Here is a 15,377-nt window from a genome sequence, read left to right on the forward strand (position 1 = left end):
CGAACGCCCTCCCGGCCGCGCCCTCCCGCGGCCCGGCTTCGCCCCGATTCGCCGAAAGGCCTGGGACCCCATGCGCATCCTCGGAATCAACGCCCTCTTCCACGACCCCGCCGCCGCCCTCGTCGTCGACGGCCGGACCGTCGCCGCGGCGGAGGAGGAGCGGTTCTCCCGTCGCAAGCACGGAAAGCGGCCGGTGCCCTTCTCCGCCTGGGAACTGCCCGAGCAGGCCGCCGCCTGGTGCCTGAAGCGGGCGAACCTGCGCCCGCAGGACCTCGACGCGGTGGCGTACTCCTTCGACCCGGAGCTCGCCAGGCCCGCCGAGGAGATGGGCCTGGACGACCCCTGGGACCACCTGCGGCTGACGTACGCCCGCGAGGTTCCCGGCTTCCTCACGACCGCCCTGCCGGGCCTGGATCCGGGCATCGTCCGCTTCGTACCGCACCACATGGCACACGCCGCTTCGAGCGCGTTCGCCGCGTCCGGCGCGGAGACGTCGTCGGTACTGGTCCTCGACGGCCGCGGCGAACGCGCCTCGCACCTGGCCGCGCGCCGGATCCAGGGCAGGCTGGAGGCGCTGTACGCACAGGACCTGCCGCACTCGCTGGGCCTGGTCTACGAGGAGCTCACCGAGCACCTCGGATTCCTGCGCTCCAGCGACGAGTTCAAGGTCATGGCCCTCGCCTCGCACGGCACCCCGCGCATGCTCCCCGAACTGCGCCGCCACGTGTACCCCACCGGTGACGGCGGCTTCCGTGCCACGGCGGTGCCCTGGCACGAACTCTGCGCGCCCCGGGGCCCCGACGAGGCGTGGACCCAGGACCACGCGGACGTGGCGGCCAGCGCCCAGGCCGCCCTGGAGGAGACCCTGCTGGACCTCGCGCGCTGGCTGCACGGGCAGACGCACGACAGCGTCCTCACCCTCGCCGGCGGCGTCGCGCTCAACTGCGTCGCCAACTCCCGCATCGCCCGCGAAGGCCCCTTCTCGCGCGTGTGGGTGCAGCCCGCCGCCGGCGACGCGGGCACCGCGCTGGGCAGCGCCCTGCTGCTCGCCGCGGGCGGCGGGGACGAGCCGGAGCCCATGGCCGGCGCGGACCTCGGCCGGGACTGGTCGGAGGCCGAGCTCGGGGCCTGGCTGAAGACGGCGGCCGTGCCGTTCGACCGGCCGGCGGACATCGCCGCGACCGTGGCCCGGGCCCTGGCGGACAACCAGATCGTGGCCTGGTTCCAGGGGCGCTCGGAGTACGGACCCAGGGCGCTCGGCCACCGCTCGCTGCTGGCCCACCCCGGTCACGCGGGCAACCTGGAACGGCTCAACGACGTCAAGGGCCGCGAGCAGTTCCGGCCGGTCGCGCCCATGGTGCTGGCCGACCGCGCCCCGGAGATCTTCGACGGTCCGATGCCCAGCCCGTACATGCTGTTCGTCCACGACGTCGCCGAGGCGTGGCGCGGCCGCATCCCGGCCGTCGTCCACGTCGACGGGACCGCCCGCATCCAGACCGTGGACCCGGCGCGCGAACCGCTGGTCGCCCGGATGCTCGGCGAGTTCGAGCGGCTCACCGGCCTGCCCGTGGTCGTCAACACCAGCCTCAACACGGCGGGCCGGCCCATGGTGGACGACCCGCGCGACGCGCTGGAGTGCTTCGGGTCCTCGCCCGTCGACCTGCTGGCCATCGGCCCGTACGCGATCCGGCGCGGTGCTTTCTTCCACTCGTCGGACACCTACGACGACGGGGCGGCGCGATGACACCCCACGGACAGGAGACAGCGGCCGGACAGCAGGGCGCGGCGCCCGAGTACGCCGTGGTGATCCCGACGCTCGGACGCCCCAGCCTGAGCGTGTGCCTGCGGGCACTGGCCGACGCCGCCGGCCCCCGGCCGACGCGGGTGGTACTCGTCGACGACCGTCCCGAGCCCGGCGGCACCCCCCTGCCGGCCGACATCCCGGAGGCCCTGCGGCCCGTGACCACCGTGGTGGCCGGCCGCGCGCGGGGACCGGCCGCGGCGCGCAACCGGGGCTGGCGCGAAGCCGGCCCGGTGCCGTGGGCGGTCTTCCTCGACGACGACGTCGTGCCGGGGCCCACCTGGGCCGACGACCTCGCCATGGACCTCGCCGCGGCGACGTACCGGACCGCCGCCGTCACCGCCCGCATCGTGGTGCCGCTCCCCGTGGACCGCCGGCCCACGGACTGGGAGCGCAACACCGCCGGACTGGCCACCGCCCGGTGGATCACCGCGGACATGGCGTACCGCCGGGAGGCGCTCGAAGCCGTCGGCGGGTTCGACGAGCGGTTCCGCCGCGCCTTCCGGGAGGACGCCGACCTCGCCCTGCGGGTACTGGCGGCGGGCTGGGCGGTGAGCGCCGGAAGCCGTGTCACCACGCACCCGGTACGGCCGGCCGGCCGCTGGATCTCCGTACGCCTCCAGGCGGGCAACGCCGACGACGTGCTGATGACCCGGCGGCACGGCCGGGACTGGTGGAACCGGGCGGACGCGCCACGGGGGCGCCTGCCCCGCCACCTCGTGGTGACCGCGGCCGCGGCGGCGGCCCTGGCCTGTGCCGCTCTGGGACGGCGCGGGGCGGCCTCGGCCTGCGCCGCCGGGTGGCTGGCGGGCACCGCCGAATTCGCCCGGGCGAGGATCGCGCCGGGACCCCGGACCCGGGACGAGATCGTCTCCATGGCGCTGACCAGCGTGCTCATTCCACCCGCCGCCACCTGGCACTGGCTGCGCGGCCGGGTCGTCCACCGCCGGGTGCCGCCGTTCGGCCCGTACGAGGCCGCGGCGCCGCCCGGCGCACCGCGCGAGCCGGTCCGGGAGCGGGTGCGGCCATGACCCGCCATCCCGCGGCCCGGCCCGTGACGGGCCCTTCGGACCCCGCGACCGGCCCCTGGCTGTTCGAGGGGCCCGCGGAGGACAGCCGGGACGCGCCGTCGGCACGGAAGGACGCGGGCGGCGCCCTCCCGGAGGCCGTCCTCTTCGACCGCGACGGCACGCTCGTGGCCGACGTGCCCTACAACGGCGACCCGGCCCGGGTCGAGCTCATGCCGTCGGCACGGGAAGCCGTCGCCGCCGTACGCTCCCTGGGGATCCCGGTGGGCGTGGTCAGCAACCAGTCGGGTGTGGCACGCGGCCTGCTGACGCGTCGTCAGGTCGAGGCCGTGCGGCAGAGGATGGAGGACCTGCTCGGCCCGTTCGCGCTCTGGGCGGTCTGCCCGCACGGGCCGGACGACGGCTGCGGCTGCCGCAAACCCGCGCCGGGTCTGGTGCTGGCCGCCTGCGAACGGCTCCGGGTCCGCGCCGCGCGCACCGTCGTCATCGGGGACATCGGGGCCGATGTGGAAGCCGCCCGCGCGGCCGGCGCGCGCGGGGTGCTGGTGCCGACCCCGGTCACCCGGCCGGAGGAGACCGGGGCGGCCGGCGAGACGGCCGCCGACCTGCTCCAGGCGGTACGGCTGGTGCTGTGCGACGAAGCCGCCGACCGGACGCCGGGAGGCCCGCGATGACTTCTTCCGCTCCCCGCACGCTCGTCGTCCGCCTGGACAGCGCCGGCGACGTCCTGCTGGCCGGGCCCGCCGTCCGGGCCGTGGCGGCCGGCTCCTCGCACACCGCCCTGCTGTGCGGACCGCTGGGCGTCCGGGCGGCGGGTCTCCTCCCCGGGGTGGACGAGGTGCTGGTGTACGACGCCCCCTGGGTGGGGCTGGAACCGGCACCGGTGACGCGCGGGGCGACCCGCGCACTGCTGAACACCCTGTCCGCCGGCCGGTTCGACCGCGCCCTGGTGCTCGTCTCGTACCACCAGAGCCCCCTCCCGGCCGCGCTGCTGCTGAAACTCGCCGGCGTCGGCTGGACGGCGGCCGACAGCGAGGACTACCCGGGGGCCCTCCTCGACCTGCGCCACCACCGGCTGCCCCACCGTCACGAGGCCCAGGCCGCGCTCGACCTGGCGCGAGACGCCGGCTTCGCGCTGCCGCCCGGCGACGACGGGTCGCTGCGCATCTCCCCGCCGCCCGACACCACGCACCTCACCGGCCCCGGGCCGTACGTCGTGCTCCACCCCGGCGCCGCCGTACCGGCCCGTGCCTGGAGCCCGGCACGGGCGGCGCGGGCCGCCGCCGCGCTCTGTGCCGAGGGGTACCGGGTCGTGGTGACCGGCGGCCGGGCGGAGCGGGACCTGACCGCCGAAGTCGCCGGAAACCACGCCCTCGACCTCGGCGGGGCCACCGACCTGCGCCAGCTGGCCGGTGTCCTGGCCGGGGCGCGGGTCGCGGTGGTCGGCAACACCGGGCCCGCGCACCTCGCCGCCGCGGTGGGGACGCCGGTCGTCTCGCTGTTCGCCCCGGTGGTGCCGGCCGAACGCTGGGGCCCGTACGGCGTACCGCACGTACTGCTCGGCGACCAGCGCGCGCCCTGCGCCGGAAGCAGGGCCCGGCGCTGCCCGTCCCCGGGGCACCCCTGCCTCGACGGGGTCGGCGACGCCGAGGTGATCGCCGCCGTGGCCGCGCTCGGTGACCGTACGGGGGCCGGCACGGGAGCAGGAGCGGGGGCCGGCGCGGAACGCCCGGCCGTACCGGGCGGCGGATCCGAAACGGAACGAGGAGCGAGGGCATGAACATCCTGCTGTGGCACGTACACGGCTCCTGGACCACGGCGTTCGTCCAGGGACCCCACACCTATCTCGTTCCGGTGACACCCGGCCGCGGTCCCGACGGGCTCGGCCGGGCCCGTACGTTCTCCTGGCCCGACTCGGTGCGGGAGACGACGCCCGAGGAGCTGCGCGAGACGCAGGTCGACCTCGTCGTCCTCCAGCGGCCGCACGAACTCGAACTCGCCGAACGCTGGCTGGGCGGACGCCGGCCCGGCCGGGACGTGCCCGCCGTCTACCTGGAGCACAACGCGCCGGACGGCGACGTCCCGGACACCCGGCACCCGTTCGCGGACCGCGACGACCTGACGCTCGTCCACGTCACCCACTTCAACCGGCTGTTCTGGGACAACGGCTCCACCCGCACCGAGGTGATCGAGCACGGCATCGTCGACCCGGGGCACCAGTACACCGGCTGGCTCCCGCGCGCGGCCGTCGTGGTCAACGACCCGGTCCGGCGCGGCCGTCACACCGGTACGGACCTGCTGCCCGCCCTGTCCGAGGCGGCGCCGCTGGACGTCTTCGGGATGCGCACCGAGGGACTGGCGGAGCACCTCGGCATACCCGACGACCGGTGCCACACCGCCGACCTGCCCCAGAGCGAACTGCACGCCGCCCTGGCCGAGCGCCGGATGTACCTGCACCCGGTGCGCTGGACGTCGCTGGGCCTGTCCCTGCTGGAGGCCATGCACCTGGGCATGCCGGTGGTGGCGCTCGCCACCACCGAAGCGGTCGAGGCGGTCCCGCCCGGCTCCGGAACACTGTCCACCCGGCCCGACGTACTGGCGCGGGCCGCCCGGCGCTACCTGGAGGAGCCCGAGGCCGCCGCCGAGGACGGCGCGCGCGGCCGCCAGGCGGCCCTCGAACGGTACGGGCTCAAGCGCTTCCTCAACGACTGGGAGCGCGTGATGACGGAGGTGCGCTCATGACATCCCTCGGTCCCCTCGGCATCGGCGCCGGCGACCCCGCCGCCCTGTCGATCGCCCTCGTGTCGGAGCACGCGAGCCCGCTCGCCGCTCTGGGCGGGGTGGACGCGGGCGGGCAGAACGTCCATGTCGCGCGCCTTGCGGGCGCACTCGCCGACCGCGGTCACAGCGTCACCGTCTACACCCGGCGGGACGCGCGCGACCTGCCGGACCGGGTGCCGCTGCGAGCGGGCGTCGAGGTGCACCACGTGCCCGCGGGCCCGCCCGAGCAACTCCCCAAGGACGAACTCCTCCCGCACATGCTGGCGTTCGGCCGCTACCTGGCCAGGGAGTGGCAGATACGGCCGCCCGACCTCGTCCACTCGCACTTCTGGATGTCGGGACTGGCCTCGCTCCACGCGACGCGCGAACTGCGACTGCCGCTCCTGCACACGTACCACGCGCTCGGAACGGTGAAGCGACGCCATCAGAAGAGTGCCGACACCAGCCCGCCGGCGCGGATCGGCTGCGAGCGGGAGGTGGGCCTGGGCTGCGACCGGATCGTCGCCACCTGCCGTGACGAGGTCCTCGAACTGACCAGGATGGGGATCCCCGTCGGCAAGGTCGGTGTCGTGCCGTGCGGCGTCGACACCGACCGGTTCACCCCGTACGGACCGGCCGCCGACCGGGACGGTGCCTACCGGCACCGGCTGATCCAGGTGGGCCGCCTGGTTCCCCGCAAGGGCGCCGCGGTCTCCGTCACCGCGCTGACCGCGCTGCCCGGCACGGAACTCCTGGTGGTCGGCGGCCCGGCGGCGGCCCGGATCGACGACGACCCCGAGGTGCGCCGGCTGCGCGGCATCGCACGCGAGGCCGGGGTGGCCGACCGGGTCCGCTTCACGGGCGGCGTCCCCGGCGAGGACGTGGCGCCGCTGTTGCGAAGCGCCGACGTGGTGCTGTGCCCGGCGGACTACGAGCCGTTCGGCATCGCGCCGCTGGAGGCGATGGCCTGCGGCAGACCGGTCGTCGCCAGCGCGGTGGGCGGACAGCTGGACACCGTCGCCGACCCGGCCACCGGACGGCTGGTGCCGCCCGGCGACCCCGGGGCCCTCGCCCGCGCCGTCGGCGAGCTCCTCGCCGACCCCGCGACGCGCCGGGCGTGCGGGGAGGCCGGGCGCCGCCGTGTCCTGAGCCGTTACGGCTGGCCGCGAGTCGCGGCGGCCACCGAGTCCGTGTACGCCGAGGTGCTCGCCCCGCAGCCCGCCGTGACGGGGGTGATCTGACGCACCCGCACCACAGCATTCCCGACCGTCAACCGCGCAGCACCGATGTCCGAAGGAGGTGCGGGTCCGGCCGTCGTCCCCCGGACGCGGTACGCCCGGCCAGCATGAACGAATCCCAGGTACTCGACGCCGCGCACCGGCACTGCCAGTCGCTGCAGGACGCCCTCGGCCGGTTCCGCCGGCAGAGCCTCGACCGGCTCGCCGCATGGGGAGGCGAGCTCGCCGCCGTCCTCCCCGTCGGCGGCCGCCTGCTGGCCGCGGGCAACGGCGGCAGCGCCGCCCAGGCCCAGCACCTGACCGCGGAGCTGGTGGGCCGGTACCGGAAGGAGCGGCCCGCCTACTCGGCCATCGCCCTGCACGCGGAGACCTCCAGCGTGACCGCCATCGGCAACGACTACGGGTTCGACCAGGTGTACGCCCGGCAGGTGTCCGCCCACGGCCGTCCCGGGGACGTCCTCGTCCTCCTGTCCACCTCCGGCCGCAGCGCCAACCTCATCACGGCGGCGGTGACGGGCCGGGCGGCCGGACTGCGCGTATGGGCGCTGACGGGCCCGGGGCCCAACCCGCTGGCCGAGGCGGCCGACGAGGCGCTGTGCGTCGACGCCGCCACCACGGCGACCGTGCAGGAGGCCCACCTCGTCGCCGTGCACCTGCTGTGCGCGTGCTTCGACGCGGCGGGCGGGGCGCCTGCTCCTGCTCCCGCCAAGACCGGGACCCGGCCCGTCGCGGCCCGCCGGAGGATGTCATGAGCGCGCGCAAGCCGCTGGTGGTCGTCGGAGACGTCCTGCTGGACGAGGACATCGAAGGCGTCTCCACCCGGCTGGCCCCGGACGCACCGGCCCCCGTCGTCGACGTCACCGGCGACCAGAGCCGTCCCGGCGGCGCCGGACTGGCCGCCGTACTGGCGGCCCGGTGCGGGCGCGACGTGACCCTGGTGACCGCGCTCGGCGACGACCCGGCCAGCGAAGCCGTGCGCCGCGCCCTGCGGGACCGGGTCCGGCTGGTGGAGATCCCGCTGGACGGCACCCTGCCGGTGAAGACGCGGGTGCTGGCCGGTGGCCGTCCGCTGGTGCGCATCGACCGCGGCGGCGGCACGCCCGGTGAGCCGGACGAGGCGGTGCGCGAGGCGCTGGCGCAGGCCCACGCCGTGCTCGTCGCCGACTACGGGCGGCACACGGTGAGCGCCGTACGGCCGCACCTGGCGGCCGTGGCCCGCCGCACGCCCCTGGTGTGGGACCCCCACCTCAAGGGCGACGATCCGGTGCCGGGAGCCAGGATCGTCACTCCGAACGGGGCGGAGGCCTGCGCCCTCAGTCCCGCCGACGGCCACTCCCTGCGCGCGTACGCACGGCGCGGGGCCGACCTGGCGGAGCGCTGGCGGGCGGCGGCCGTCGCCGTGACGCTCGGGGAGCGCGGCGTCCTGCTGACCCGCCCGGGCGCCGGTACGCCGATGCTCGTCCCGGCGCCGTACCGCGCCCAGGGCGACCCGTGCGGCGCGGGCGACTGCTTCGCGGCCGCGACGGCGGCGGCGCTGGCGGACGGCGCCCTGCCGGAGGAGGCCGTGCAGCGGGCCGTCGCGGAGGCCGCCGCGTTCGTGGGCGCCGGCGGTGCGGGCAACCCGGAGCTGTGGCGGACGCAGACCGCGTCCGGCCCCGAGGAGGAGGCCCCCGAGACGGACCCGTTCGCCCTCGCCGAGCGGGTCAGGGCGCGCGGCGGCACGGTGGTCGCGACCGGCGGCTGCTTCGACCTGCTGCACGCCGGTCACGTCGGGCTGCTGGAGAGCGCCCGGCGGATCGGCGACTGCCTCATCGTGTGCGTCAACTCCGACGCGTCGCTCACCCGCCGCAAGGGCCCGGGGCGCCCGCTCAACCCGGTGGCGGACCGGCTCCGGGTCCTCGCGGCGCTCGGCAGCGTCGACGCCGTCGCGGTCTTCGAGGAGGACACACCGGCGGCGCTGCTCAGCCGGCTGCGGCCCGACGTCTGGGTGAAGGGCGGCGACTACTCCGTCGAGGACCTTCCCGAGGCGGAGGTCCTGCGCGCGTGGGGCGGCCAGGCGGTCGTACTCCCTTACCTGGTCGGCCGTTCCACCACGGAGCTGGCCCACCGGGCGGCGCGGGCCGCCGTACGGCTGCGGCCGTCGTCGCCCTGACGGGACGGAGCCGGCCGAAGGACCGAAGGACCGAAGCGTCGTGAACCGCGAACGAGGAGAGGCGTCCCCGGAGATGAGTGGTGAGAAGGGAAAACGGCCCGCCGCCCGCGTCCGCCGGGCCGGCCCGGAGTCCGGGCCCCGGGTGCTGGTGCTGCGGGCCCTCGGGCTGGGTGATCTGCTGACCGCGGTGCCCGCCCTGCGGGCGCTGCGGCGCGAGCTGCCCGGACACGAACTGGTCCTGGCGGCGCCCGGGCGGCTGGCCGCCGCGGCTACCGCGACCGGACTGGTCGACCGTCTGCTGCCCGCGTACGCCCCCGGACGCGCGGTCCCCGCCGAACTGGCCTGGGACGGGCCGCCGCCCGACCTCGCCGTGGACCTGCACGGAAACGGCCCGCCGAGCCATCTGCTGCTCCAGCGGCTGGACCCCGGGCGGCTCTTCGCGTACGCCCACCCCGACACGCCCGGCATCCCCGGCCCCCAGTGGCGGGCCGACGAACACGAGCGGGACCGGTGGTGCCGGCTGGTCGGCTGGTACGGCGTCGCGGCGGACCCCGAGGACCTGCGGATCCCGCCGCCCGCGGCCCCCTCCCCGGCGCCGGGCGCGGTCGTGGTGCACCCCGGCGCGGACGCGGCGGCCCGCCGCTGGCCCGCGGAGAGGTTCGCGGCCGTGGCGGGCGCGCTGCGCCGCGCGGGCCACGAGGTCGTGATCACCGCGGGTGCGGGGGAGGGGGCCCTGGCCCGCCACGTGGCGGCGGGGGCGGGGCTGGCGCCGGACGCGGTACTGGGCGGCGCGGGCGACGTGCCGTTCGACCGGCTCGCCGCGCTCGTCGCGCACGCCCGCTGCGTGGTGGTGGGCGACACCGGGCTCGGCCACCTGGCGACGGCGCTCGGCACACCGTCCGTCGTCCTCTTCGGTCCGGTCGCCCCGCGCCTGTGGGGACCGCCGGCCCGCGCACGGCACCGGGTGCTGTGGCACCCCGGCGCCGACGGCTCGCCGCGCCCCGGCGACGCCCACGGGCACCTGCCGGACGAACGGCTGCTCCGCATCACCGTCGACGAGGTCGTCGACGCGGTACGCGCACTGCCGGAGCCGGACCGTGGCACGGGGACGGACCGGTCGCTGGTCCCGGAGGGGTCGCGGTGAGCGGCAGGGGGCGCAGCGGACGCAGAGGGCGGACCACCCGCGCACCGGCGCCGTCGTGATCAGGGGAGGCGCCGGTACTCAGGCGGCGGTGCCCAGGCGCGGCTGCGCGGCCGCCACGCCTTCCTCCGTACGCAGGACCACGGCCGGCGCGGACCGGCGGTCGCGGAGTACGAAGCCCGCCCCCACCGCACCGGCGATGATCAGGCCACCGGCCACGAGGGCGCCCCGCGCTCCGGCCAGCTCCATCAGCAGGCCCAGCGCCGGTGGTCCCGCGAGGCTCCACACGGTACGGATGGTGCCCCAGACGCCGAGGACGCGGCCCCGCATGTGGGCGGGCGGGTCGGTCTGGAGAACGGTCGTCCCGGCGGTGTCGGAGACCGACTCCACCACGGCCATGGGCAGGACGAGCACCAGCAGCACGGCGAGCGACGGCGAGAACCCCGCCACCACCTGCAGCAGGGCCCCGGCGGCCGCGAGCGTGCCCACGAGCCGTACGGAGGGCCTGCGCAGCCGGGCCCCGAGAACCGCCCCGATGATGCCTCCGACGGCGAGCACGGTGGAGACGGTGCCGAACGCTCCGGCGCCGCCGGCCAGCGGGCCGGTGACGAGTACGGCCAGGGTGAGCCCGTAGTTCCGTCCGAAGACCGCGCTGAGGCCGGTGATGCCGGCGAGCGCGACGAGCCGGGGCCGGCGCATGAAGTAGGCGATGCCCTGGCGCACGGTCATGCCGTCGTCCGCGTGGTCCGTGCGGTCGGCGGGGTCGGCGTTCCGCCTGCCGTTCCCGGCGCGCCGGACCACCTTGTGCACCGGACGGAGGAAGGGGACGACCGAGGCGACGAAGAGGAAGGACAGACCGTTGGCGGCGTATGCGGCGGCCGTGCCGAGGAAGCCCACCGTCACTCCCGCCAGAGCGGCGCCGGCGAGGCGGCCCGCGTTGTGCACGAGTGAACCCACGCCGATGGCGGAGGGAACGTCCTCCGTACGGACGAGGTCGTTGCCCAGCAGCGAACAGGCCGGTCCGTCGACGGTGGCGATGAGGCCGGTGACGGCGGCCAGCGCCATCAGGACCCCGAGACCGAGCTGATCCGTCGCCACCAGGACGGCCGTCAGGAAGGCGACGGCACCGAGGAGCGCCTGACTGACCGCGGCGGTCAGCTTGCGCGGCCAGCGGTCGACGACGGCGCCGCCCGCGAGGCTCATGAGGAGGCCGGGCGCCGCCTGGACCGACATGGACAGCCCGGTCGCGGCGGCCGACCCGGTGATCTGGAGCACCAGCAGGTTCTGGACCGTGAGCTGCATCCAGGTTCCGGCGTTGGAGACGAAGTTCGCGACGGACCACCAGCGCATGCTGCGGTACTTCAGGGACCGCCACGGCGAGTGGTCGCCGCCGCCGGGTTTCGCGGTACGGCCGAAGCGCCGCCGGCCGGCGGGCGGCGCGGAAGCGGGGCCCGTAACCGTGCCCGTCATGACGGGCACGGGCACGGGGGCGGCGGGGACAGGGACAGGGGCGGGCACGGAGCCGGCGGGAGAAGAAGACACAGTGAGGTATTCGCAGACGAGCCGGGGCTCAGGTGGCGGAACGGCGGAAGCTCGGGCACCGGCTGCGCTGCGCGGCCGCTCCACCGGATCTGTCTGGTGCTGTGCCGTTCGTGGGGGCGGACCCGACGCCTCCTGGGGCGGGGTCCTTCCGGGGCACGGCCCGGACCATGGTGGCAGACGGGGCCGGCCGCCGGGGGCGGGAGCGTTGGGCAACAGGGGTCCCCGGGGCGGGAATTCCTTGTGCCGTCAGGGATGCGGTGCCGCTGGTGTGCTTGCTCACAGGGCGTCGAGGACCGGGGAGCGGCGCGGCCCCGGGCTCCGGGAGCGTGACCGCGGCCACACGGGAGGTGGGGGCGGCGGCGTAGTCCGGCGTGCCGGAGGCGTCCGTGGAGCTCACAGTGGGATACGGGGCGGTTGCCGAGCGCAGACCGGGCCGCCCGGCACGACGAAGGTGTAGGGCGACGGAGAGGCAGAAGCATGGACAGCGGAGTGCGGGTCGACCTTCACGGCAAGCGGGCACTGGTGACCGGCGGGGCACGGGGCCTGGGGGCCTCGATCTCCCGGCGGCTGGCCGGGGCCGGCGCGTCCGTACTGGTGGCGGACCTGCGCAAGGACCTGGCGCGGGACCTCTGCAACGAGCTGGGCGAAAGGGGGGGCGACGCGCGCTTCGTGGAGATGGACGTCCGCGACTCCGAGGCGGTCGCGGAGGTCTTCAGGGACCTGGACGGAGAAGGGCAGTCGGTGGACATCCTGGTCAACAACGCGGCCGTGGACGTCTCCAAGCCCATCGAGCACCTGACGGCCGACGAGGTGACGCGGGTCGTCACGACCAACCTGCTGGGGCCGGTGTACCTGTGCCTGGAGACCTACCGCCGCATGGTCGCGCGCGGCGGCGGCCACATCGTCAACATCCTCTCCACGGCGGCGAACCGCACCTGGACCGAGGCCGGCCCGTACGCGGCGGGCAAGTCGGGCCTGCGCGCGTTCACCCACACCCTGTTCAAGGAGGCCCAGCGGGACTGTCCGGGGATCGGCATCACCGGGATCATCGCGGGCGGCATGGAGACGCCGTTCATCCTCGAACGGTTTCCGGACGCCGACGTGTCCATGCTGCAGAGCCCGGACATCGTGGCCGACACGGTGCTGTACGCCCTGTCGGTCCCGGTCGGCAGCGCGGTGTCCGAGCTGGTCGTCGTACCGCGCAGGGAGCCGTCCTGGCCCTGACCCGCCCCCACCCCCGCTTCCGCCCCCGCCCCGCCCCCGTCTTTGCCCGCACTTCCGTCCGACCGTCCGTCCGGCACACGAGAAGGACCTCCATGCGCAGCTCCCAGAACGCACACCCGCCCGTCGCCGTCGTCACCGGCGCGGACTCCGGTATCGGGCGCGCCACGGCCGTCCGCCTCGCCGCACAGGGGATGGATGTCGGCATCACCTTCCACAGCGACCGGGAAGGCGCCGAAGCCACGGCGGAAGAGGTGCGCGGCCACGGCCGCCGCGCGGCCGTCGCGGCCATGGACCTCACCCGGCTGCCCGACGCCGCCGACGTGGTCGACCAGCTGGCCCAGGACCTGGGCCGTATCGACGTTCTGGTCAACAACGCGGGGACCGGCACGGCGACCCCGTTCCTCGAACTCGATCTCGCCACGGTCCGCCAGGTCGTCGACGTCGACATGATCGGCCCGTTCCTGTGCAGCCAGCGGGCCGCGCGCCGCATGATCCGGCAGGGCGGCGGTGGCCGGATCGTCAACGTCACCTCGGTCCACGAGACCCAGCCCCGCGTCGGCGCCGCGCCGTACTGCGCGGCCAAAGGCGGTCTCGGCCTGCTGACGCAGGTGATGGCCCTCGAACTCGCCGAGTACGGCATCACCGTCAACGCCGTCGCTCCCGGCGAGATCGCCACGCCCATGACCGGCCAGGAGGACCAGGACGTACGGACCGAGGTACGCCGTGGCATTCCCCTGGGGCGTCCCGGCGACGCGCGGGAAGTCGCCTCCGTCATCGCCTTCCTGGCCGGCCCGGACGCGTCCTACGTCACCGGAGCGTCATGGCCGGTCGACGGAGGAATGCTGCGCATGGGCCCCATGGCGGGCTCCCACCTCGACGACGACTCCTGGCGCCGTCCGTGAGACGCCGTCCGTGAGGCACCGTCCATGAGGCACCGCCCGGCCGGGTGCCGGGCCGGCTGGAGCCCGGCTAGATGAGCACCGCGTACACCAGGAAGAAGGCTGCGAAAAGCAGCACGACCACTCCGATGGCGATCAGCGGGCCCTTGGCCCAGCCACGTGGAGGTTCGACGCGCGGGCCGGTCTCCGAACCGGTACTCGACTCACCGGGAGGGGTTTCGCCGGGAGGCACCGAGCCGCCCGGTTCGAGGCCGGTGGTCCGGTCCGGCTCGGGATCGGGGTTGTGTGGTGTGTTCATGCGGAGCGGGTGCCCGAAATGACCCGGATTAACTACGACCGGGCTTCACGGGTCTTCGCGCGGTTCGCCTTGCGGACGGCCTCCAGCAGATCCGACCCGCTCATCCGCGAGTGCCCCTCGGCGCCGAGCCGCTCGGCCAGGTCGTACAGATGCTGTTTCGACGCCTGCTCGTCGACCCCCTCGCCACTGCGTCCGCCCTGCTGCCGCGGTCCCGCCGCCTTCGGATCGGACGGGCCCTTGCGCTGGTTCTCCTTGCGTTCCCAGTGGTCACCGGCCTTCTCGTGCGTGTGCTTGAGAGCGCTGTACGCCACCCGGTGCGCCCGCCCTCCATTCCGGGGGAACGGCAGCGTGCACTCGGTGCACTCGGTGCACTGGAAGCAGACCTTCCGATTACGTCGCTCCCGTCGGGGCACCCAGGAACCGGGAGGGACACGAGGGCGCGTGTACCCCCGAGGGAGACTTGAACGGAGACGTGAACGCCGACCGGAGGCGGCCCGGCACCTGGCCGTGGCCTCTGTCCGGCCGTCCGCGGGAAGGCGCTGCGGACGCTGCGGGGGAACGACGCGCCGGACCGCACCGCCGACACGGTGGCGAAGCCGCCGGCCGATGGGCAGTACGAGAACGCCCAGGACATCCTCCGCGCGCTTGGGCGCGGTGCCGACACCGGGTGAAACGGAACGGGGCGGCCACGCTCGCGCCGCCCGGTCATGGGAGGCATGGGAGAGATCGATGGCTCAGCAAGTACGTGAAATCATGACAAGCGACCTCGTTGCCGTCGGCGCGCTCACCGCGGTCAGCGAGGTCGCGCACCGGATGCGCGAGGAGAACATCGGCGCCGTTCTGGTCACCGAGGGAGACCGGCTGCGCGGGCTGGTCACGGACCGGGACCTCGTGGTGCGCGTGCTCGCCGAAGGCAAGGACCCCGGCGACACGACCGTGCAGGAGGCATGCAGTCCCGACCTCGTCACCGTCACACCCGACGACGAAGTCGACCGCGCCATTCAACTGATGCGGGAACATTCCCTGCGGAGGCTGCCCGTGGTCGAAGGCGCCACCGCGGTGGGCATCGTCTCCCTGGGCGACCTGGCGATCGAACGTGACCCCGATTCGGCCCTGGGCGACGTGAGCGCCGCCCAGCCCAACCAGTAACCCGCCTCAGTGACCCGCCCGGCGAAGGCAGGGTGGGCCTGTCAACCCCAAGCGCCCCCGAAGCGGAGTCGCTGAGCCAGAGCCTCCGGTCACCACCGGAGGCTCTGGCTTGTCCGCGGCCCGCAGTCCGCAGCCCGCAGTCCGC

At 75.4% G+C, this 15,377-nt stretch carries 14 protein-coding genes and 1 pseudogene; 12 read left to right on the forward strand and 3 right to left on the reverse strand.

Annotation, left to right across the window (positions count from 1 at the left end; genetic code table 11):
- Positions 1-70: 70 nt before the first annotated feature.
- From ACWDZ4_RS25380 to ACWDZ4_RS25420, 9 genes are all read left to right on the forward strand, one after another.
- Positions 71-1,744, forward strand: a complete 1,674-nt coding sequence (locus tag ACWDZ4_RS25380) for a carbamoyltransferase family protein (protein WP_451510690.1) — start codon at positions 71-73, stop codon at positions 1,742-1,744.
- The gene (locus ACWDZ4_RS25385) at positions 1,741-2,832 is read left to right on the forward strand and encodes a glycosyltransferase family 2 protein (protein WP_451510691.1); all 1,092 of its coding nucleotides are present in this window, start codon (positions 1,741-1,743) and stop codon (positions 2,830-2,832) included. Before ACWDZ4_RS25380 ends, ACWDZ4_RS25385 begins: the two co-directional genes overlap by 4 nt.
- Entirely contained in the window at positions 2,829-3,503 is a 675-nt protein-coding gene (locus tag ACWDZ4_RS25390; protein ID WP_451510692.1) for a D-glycero-alpha-D-manno-heptose-1,7-bisphosphate 7-phosphatase, read from the forward strand. The genes ACWDZ4_RS25385 and ACWDZ4_RS25390 overlap by 4 nt, the downstream gene beginning before the upstream one ends.
- Positions 3,500-4,609, forward strand: a complete 1,110-nt coding sequence (locus ACWDZ4_RS25395) for a glycosyltransferase family 9 protein (protein ID WP_451510693.1) — start codon at positions 3,500-3,502, stop codon at positions 4,607-4,609. The genes ACWDZ4_RS25390 and ACWDZ4_RS25395 overlap by 4 nt, the downstream gene beginning before the upstream one ends.
- Positions 4,606-5,571 carry a glycosyltransferase gene (locus ACWDZ4_RS25400; protein WP_451510694.1) on the forward strand — a complete coding sequence of 322 codons (966 nt, stop codon included), beginning with the start codon at positions 4,606-4,608 and terminating at the stop codon, positions 5,569-5,571. Before ACWDZ4_RS25395 ends, ACWDZ4_RS25400 begins: the two co-directional genes overlap by 4 nt.
- Positions 5,568-6,830 (forward strand): glycosyltransferase, encoded by a 1,263-nt coding sequence (locus ACWDZ4_RS25405; protein WP_451510695.1) that lies wholly within the window; start codon positions 5,568-5,570, stop codon positions 6,828-6,830. The genes ACWDZ4_RS25400 and ACWDZ4_RS25405 overlap by 4 nt, the downstream gene beginning before the upstream one ends.
- Before the next feature lie 104 nt (positions 6,831-6,934).
- Positions 6,935-7,579: a D-sedoheptulose-7-phosphate isomerase gene (locus ACWDZ4_RS25410; protein ID WP_451510696.1), complete on the forward strand. Its 645-nt coding sequence runs from the start codon at positions 6,935-6,937 to the stop codon at positions 7,577-7,579.
- A complete protein-coding gene (gene rfaE2 / locus ACWDZ4_RS25415; protein WP_451510697.1) occupies positions 7,576-8,979 on the forward strand; it encodes a D-glycero-beta-D-manno-heptose 1-phosphate adenylyltransferase in 1,404 nt (467 codons plus the stop codon). Before ACWDZ4_RS25410 ends, rfaE2 begins: the two co-directional genes overlap by 4 nt.
- A 73-nt stretch (positions 8,980-9,052) precedes the next feature.
- A complete protein-coding gene (locus ACWDZ4_RS25420; RefSeq protein WP_451510698.1) occupies positions 9,053-10,123 on the forward strand; it encodes a glycosyltransferase family 9 protein in 1,071 nt (356 codons plus the stop codon).
- Between the two features lie 78 nt (positions 10,124-10,201).
- Here ACWDZ4_RS25420 and ACWDZ4_RS25425 read toward each other — a convergent pair whose 3' ends face one another.
- Positions 10,202-11,470, reverse strand: coding sequence for an MFS transporter (locus ACWDZ4_RS25425; protein ID WP_451510759.1), 1,269 nt, complete (start codon positions 11,468-11,470; stop codon positions 10,202-10,204).
- Between the two features lie 669 nt (positions 11,471-12,139).
- Here ACWDZ4_RS25425 and ACWDZ4_RS25430 point away from each other — a divergent pair.
- Entirely contained in the window at positions 12,140-12,886 is a 747-nt protein-coding gene (locus tag ACWDZ4_RS25430) for an SDR family oxidoreductase (RefSeq protein ID WP_451510699.1), read from the forward strand.
- 92 nt (positions 12,887-12,978) lie between these two features.
- On the forward strand, positions 12,979-13,788 hold the full coding sequence (locus tag ACWDZ4_RS25435; RefSeq protein ID WP_451510700.1) for an SDR family oxidoreductase: 810 nt from the start codon (positions 12,979-12,981) through the stop codon (positions 13,786-13,788).
- Between the two features lie 67 nt (positions 13,789-13,855).
- On the opposite strand, the gene ACWDZ4_RS25440 is transcribed toward ACWDZ4_RS25435, so the two are convergent.
- Together ACWDZ4_RS25440 and ACWDZ4_RS25445 are read right to left on the reverse strand one after the other, a co-directional pair.
- Positions 13,856-14,083 (reverse strand): DUF6480 family protein, encoded by a 228-nt coding sequence (locus ACWDZ4_RS25440; RefSeq protein ID WP_451510701.1) that lies wholly within the window; start codon positions 14,081-14,083, stop codon positions 13,856-13,858.
- Between the two features lie 32 nt (positions 14,084-14,115).
- Positions 14,116-14,412: pseudogene (locus ACWDZ4_RS25445) on the reverse strand (ChaB family protein); the annotation flags it as partial.
- Between the two features lie 400 nt (positions 14,413-14,812).
- Here ACWDZ4_RS25445 and ACWDZ4_RS25450 point away from each other — a divergent pair.
- Positions 14,813-15,232, forward strand: a complete 420-nt coding sequence (locus ACWDZ4_RS25450; RefSeq protein WP_451510702.1) for a CBS domain-containing protein — start codon at positions 14,813-14,815, stop codon at positions 15,230-15,232.
- Positions 15,233-15,377: the final 145 nt, after the last annotated feature.

The organism is Streptomyces sp. NPDC003016 (assembly GCF_053591455.1).

Bases quoted from the DNA above. Each gene is read 5' to 3' on its own strand.
- ACWDZ4_RS25380 (WP_451510690.1), top strand. From the start codon at position 71: ATGCGCATCCTCGGAATCAACGCCCTCTTCCACGACCCCGCCGCCGCC.
- ACWDZ4_RS25385 (WP_451510691.1), top strand. From the start codon at position 1,741: ATGACACCCCACGGACAGGAGACAGCGGCCGGACAGCAGGGCGCGGCG.
- ACWDZ4_RS25390 (WP_451510692.1), top strand. From the start codon at position 2,829: ATGACCCGCCATCCCGCGGCCCGGCCCGTGACGGGCCCTTCGGACCCC.
- ACWDZ4_RS25395 (WP_451510693.1), top strand. From the start codon at position 3,500: ATGACTTCTTCCGCTCCCCGCACGCTCGTCGTCCGCCTGGACAGCGCC.
- ACWDZ4_RS25400 (WP_451510694.1), top strand. From the start codon at position 4,606: ATGAACATCCTGCTGTGGCACGTACACGGCTCCTGGACCACGGCGTTC.
- ACWDZ4_RS25405 (WP_451510695.1), top strand. From the start codon at position 5,568: ATGACATCCCTCGGTCCCCTCGGCATCGGCGCCGGCGACCCCGCCGCC.
- ACWDZ4_RS25410 (WP_451510696.1), top strand. From the start codon at position 6,935: ATGAACGAATCCCAGGTACTCGACGCCGCGCACCGGCACTGCCAGTCG.
- rfaE2 (WP_451510697.1), top strand. From the start codon at position 7,576: ATGAGCGCGCGCAAGCCGCTGGTGGTCGTCGGAGACGTCCTGCTGGAC.
- ACWDZ4_RS25420 (WP_451510698.1), top strand. From the start codon at position 9,053: ATGAGTGGTGAGAAGGGAAAACGGCCCGCCGCCCGCGTCCGCCGGGCC.
- ACWDZ4_RS25425 (WP_451510759.1), bottom strand. From the start codon at position 11,470: ATGCGCTGGTGGTCCGTCGCGAACTTCGTCTCCAACGCCGGAACCTGG.
- ACWDZ4_RS25430 (WP_451510699.1), top strand. From the start codon at position 12,140: ATGGACAGCGGAGTGCGGGTCGACCTTCACGGCAAGCGGGCACTGGTG.
- ACWDZ4_RS25435 (WP_451510700.1), top strand. From the start codon at position 12,979: ATGCGCAGCTCCCAGAACGCACACCCGCCCGTCGCCGTCGTCACCGGC.
- ACWDZ4_RS25440 (WP_451510701.1), bottom strand. From the start codon at position 14,083: ATGAACACACCACACAACCCCGATCCCGAGCCGGACCGGACCACCGGC.
- ACWDZ4_RS25450 (WP_451510702.1), top strand. From the start codon at position 14,813: ATGGCTCAGCAAGTACGTGAAATCATGACAAGCGACCTCGTTGCCGTC.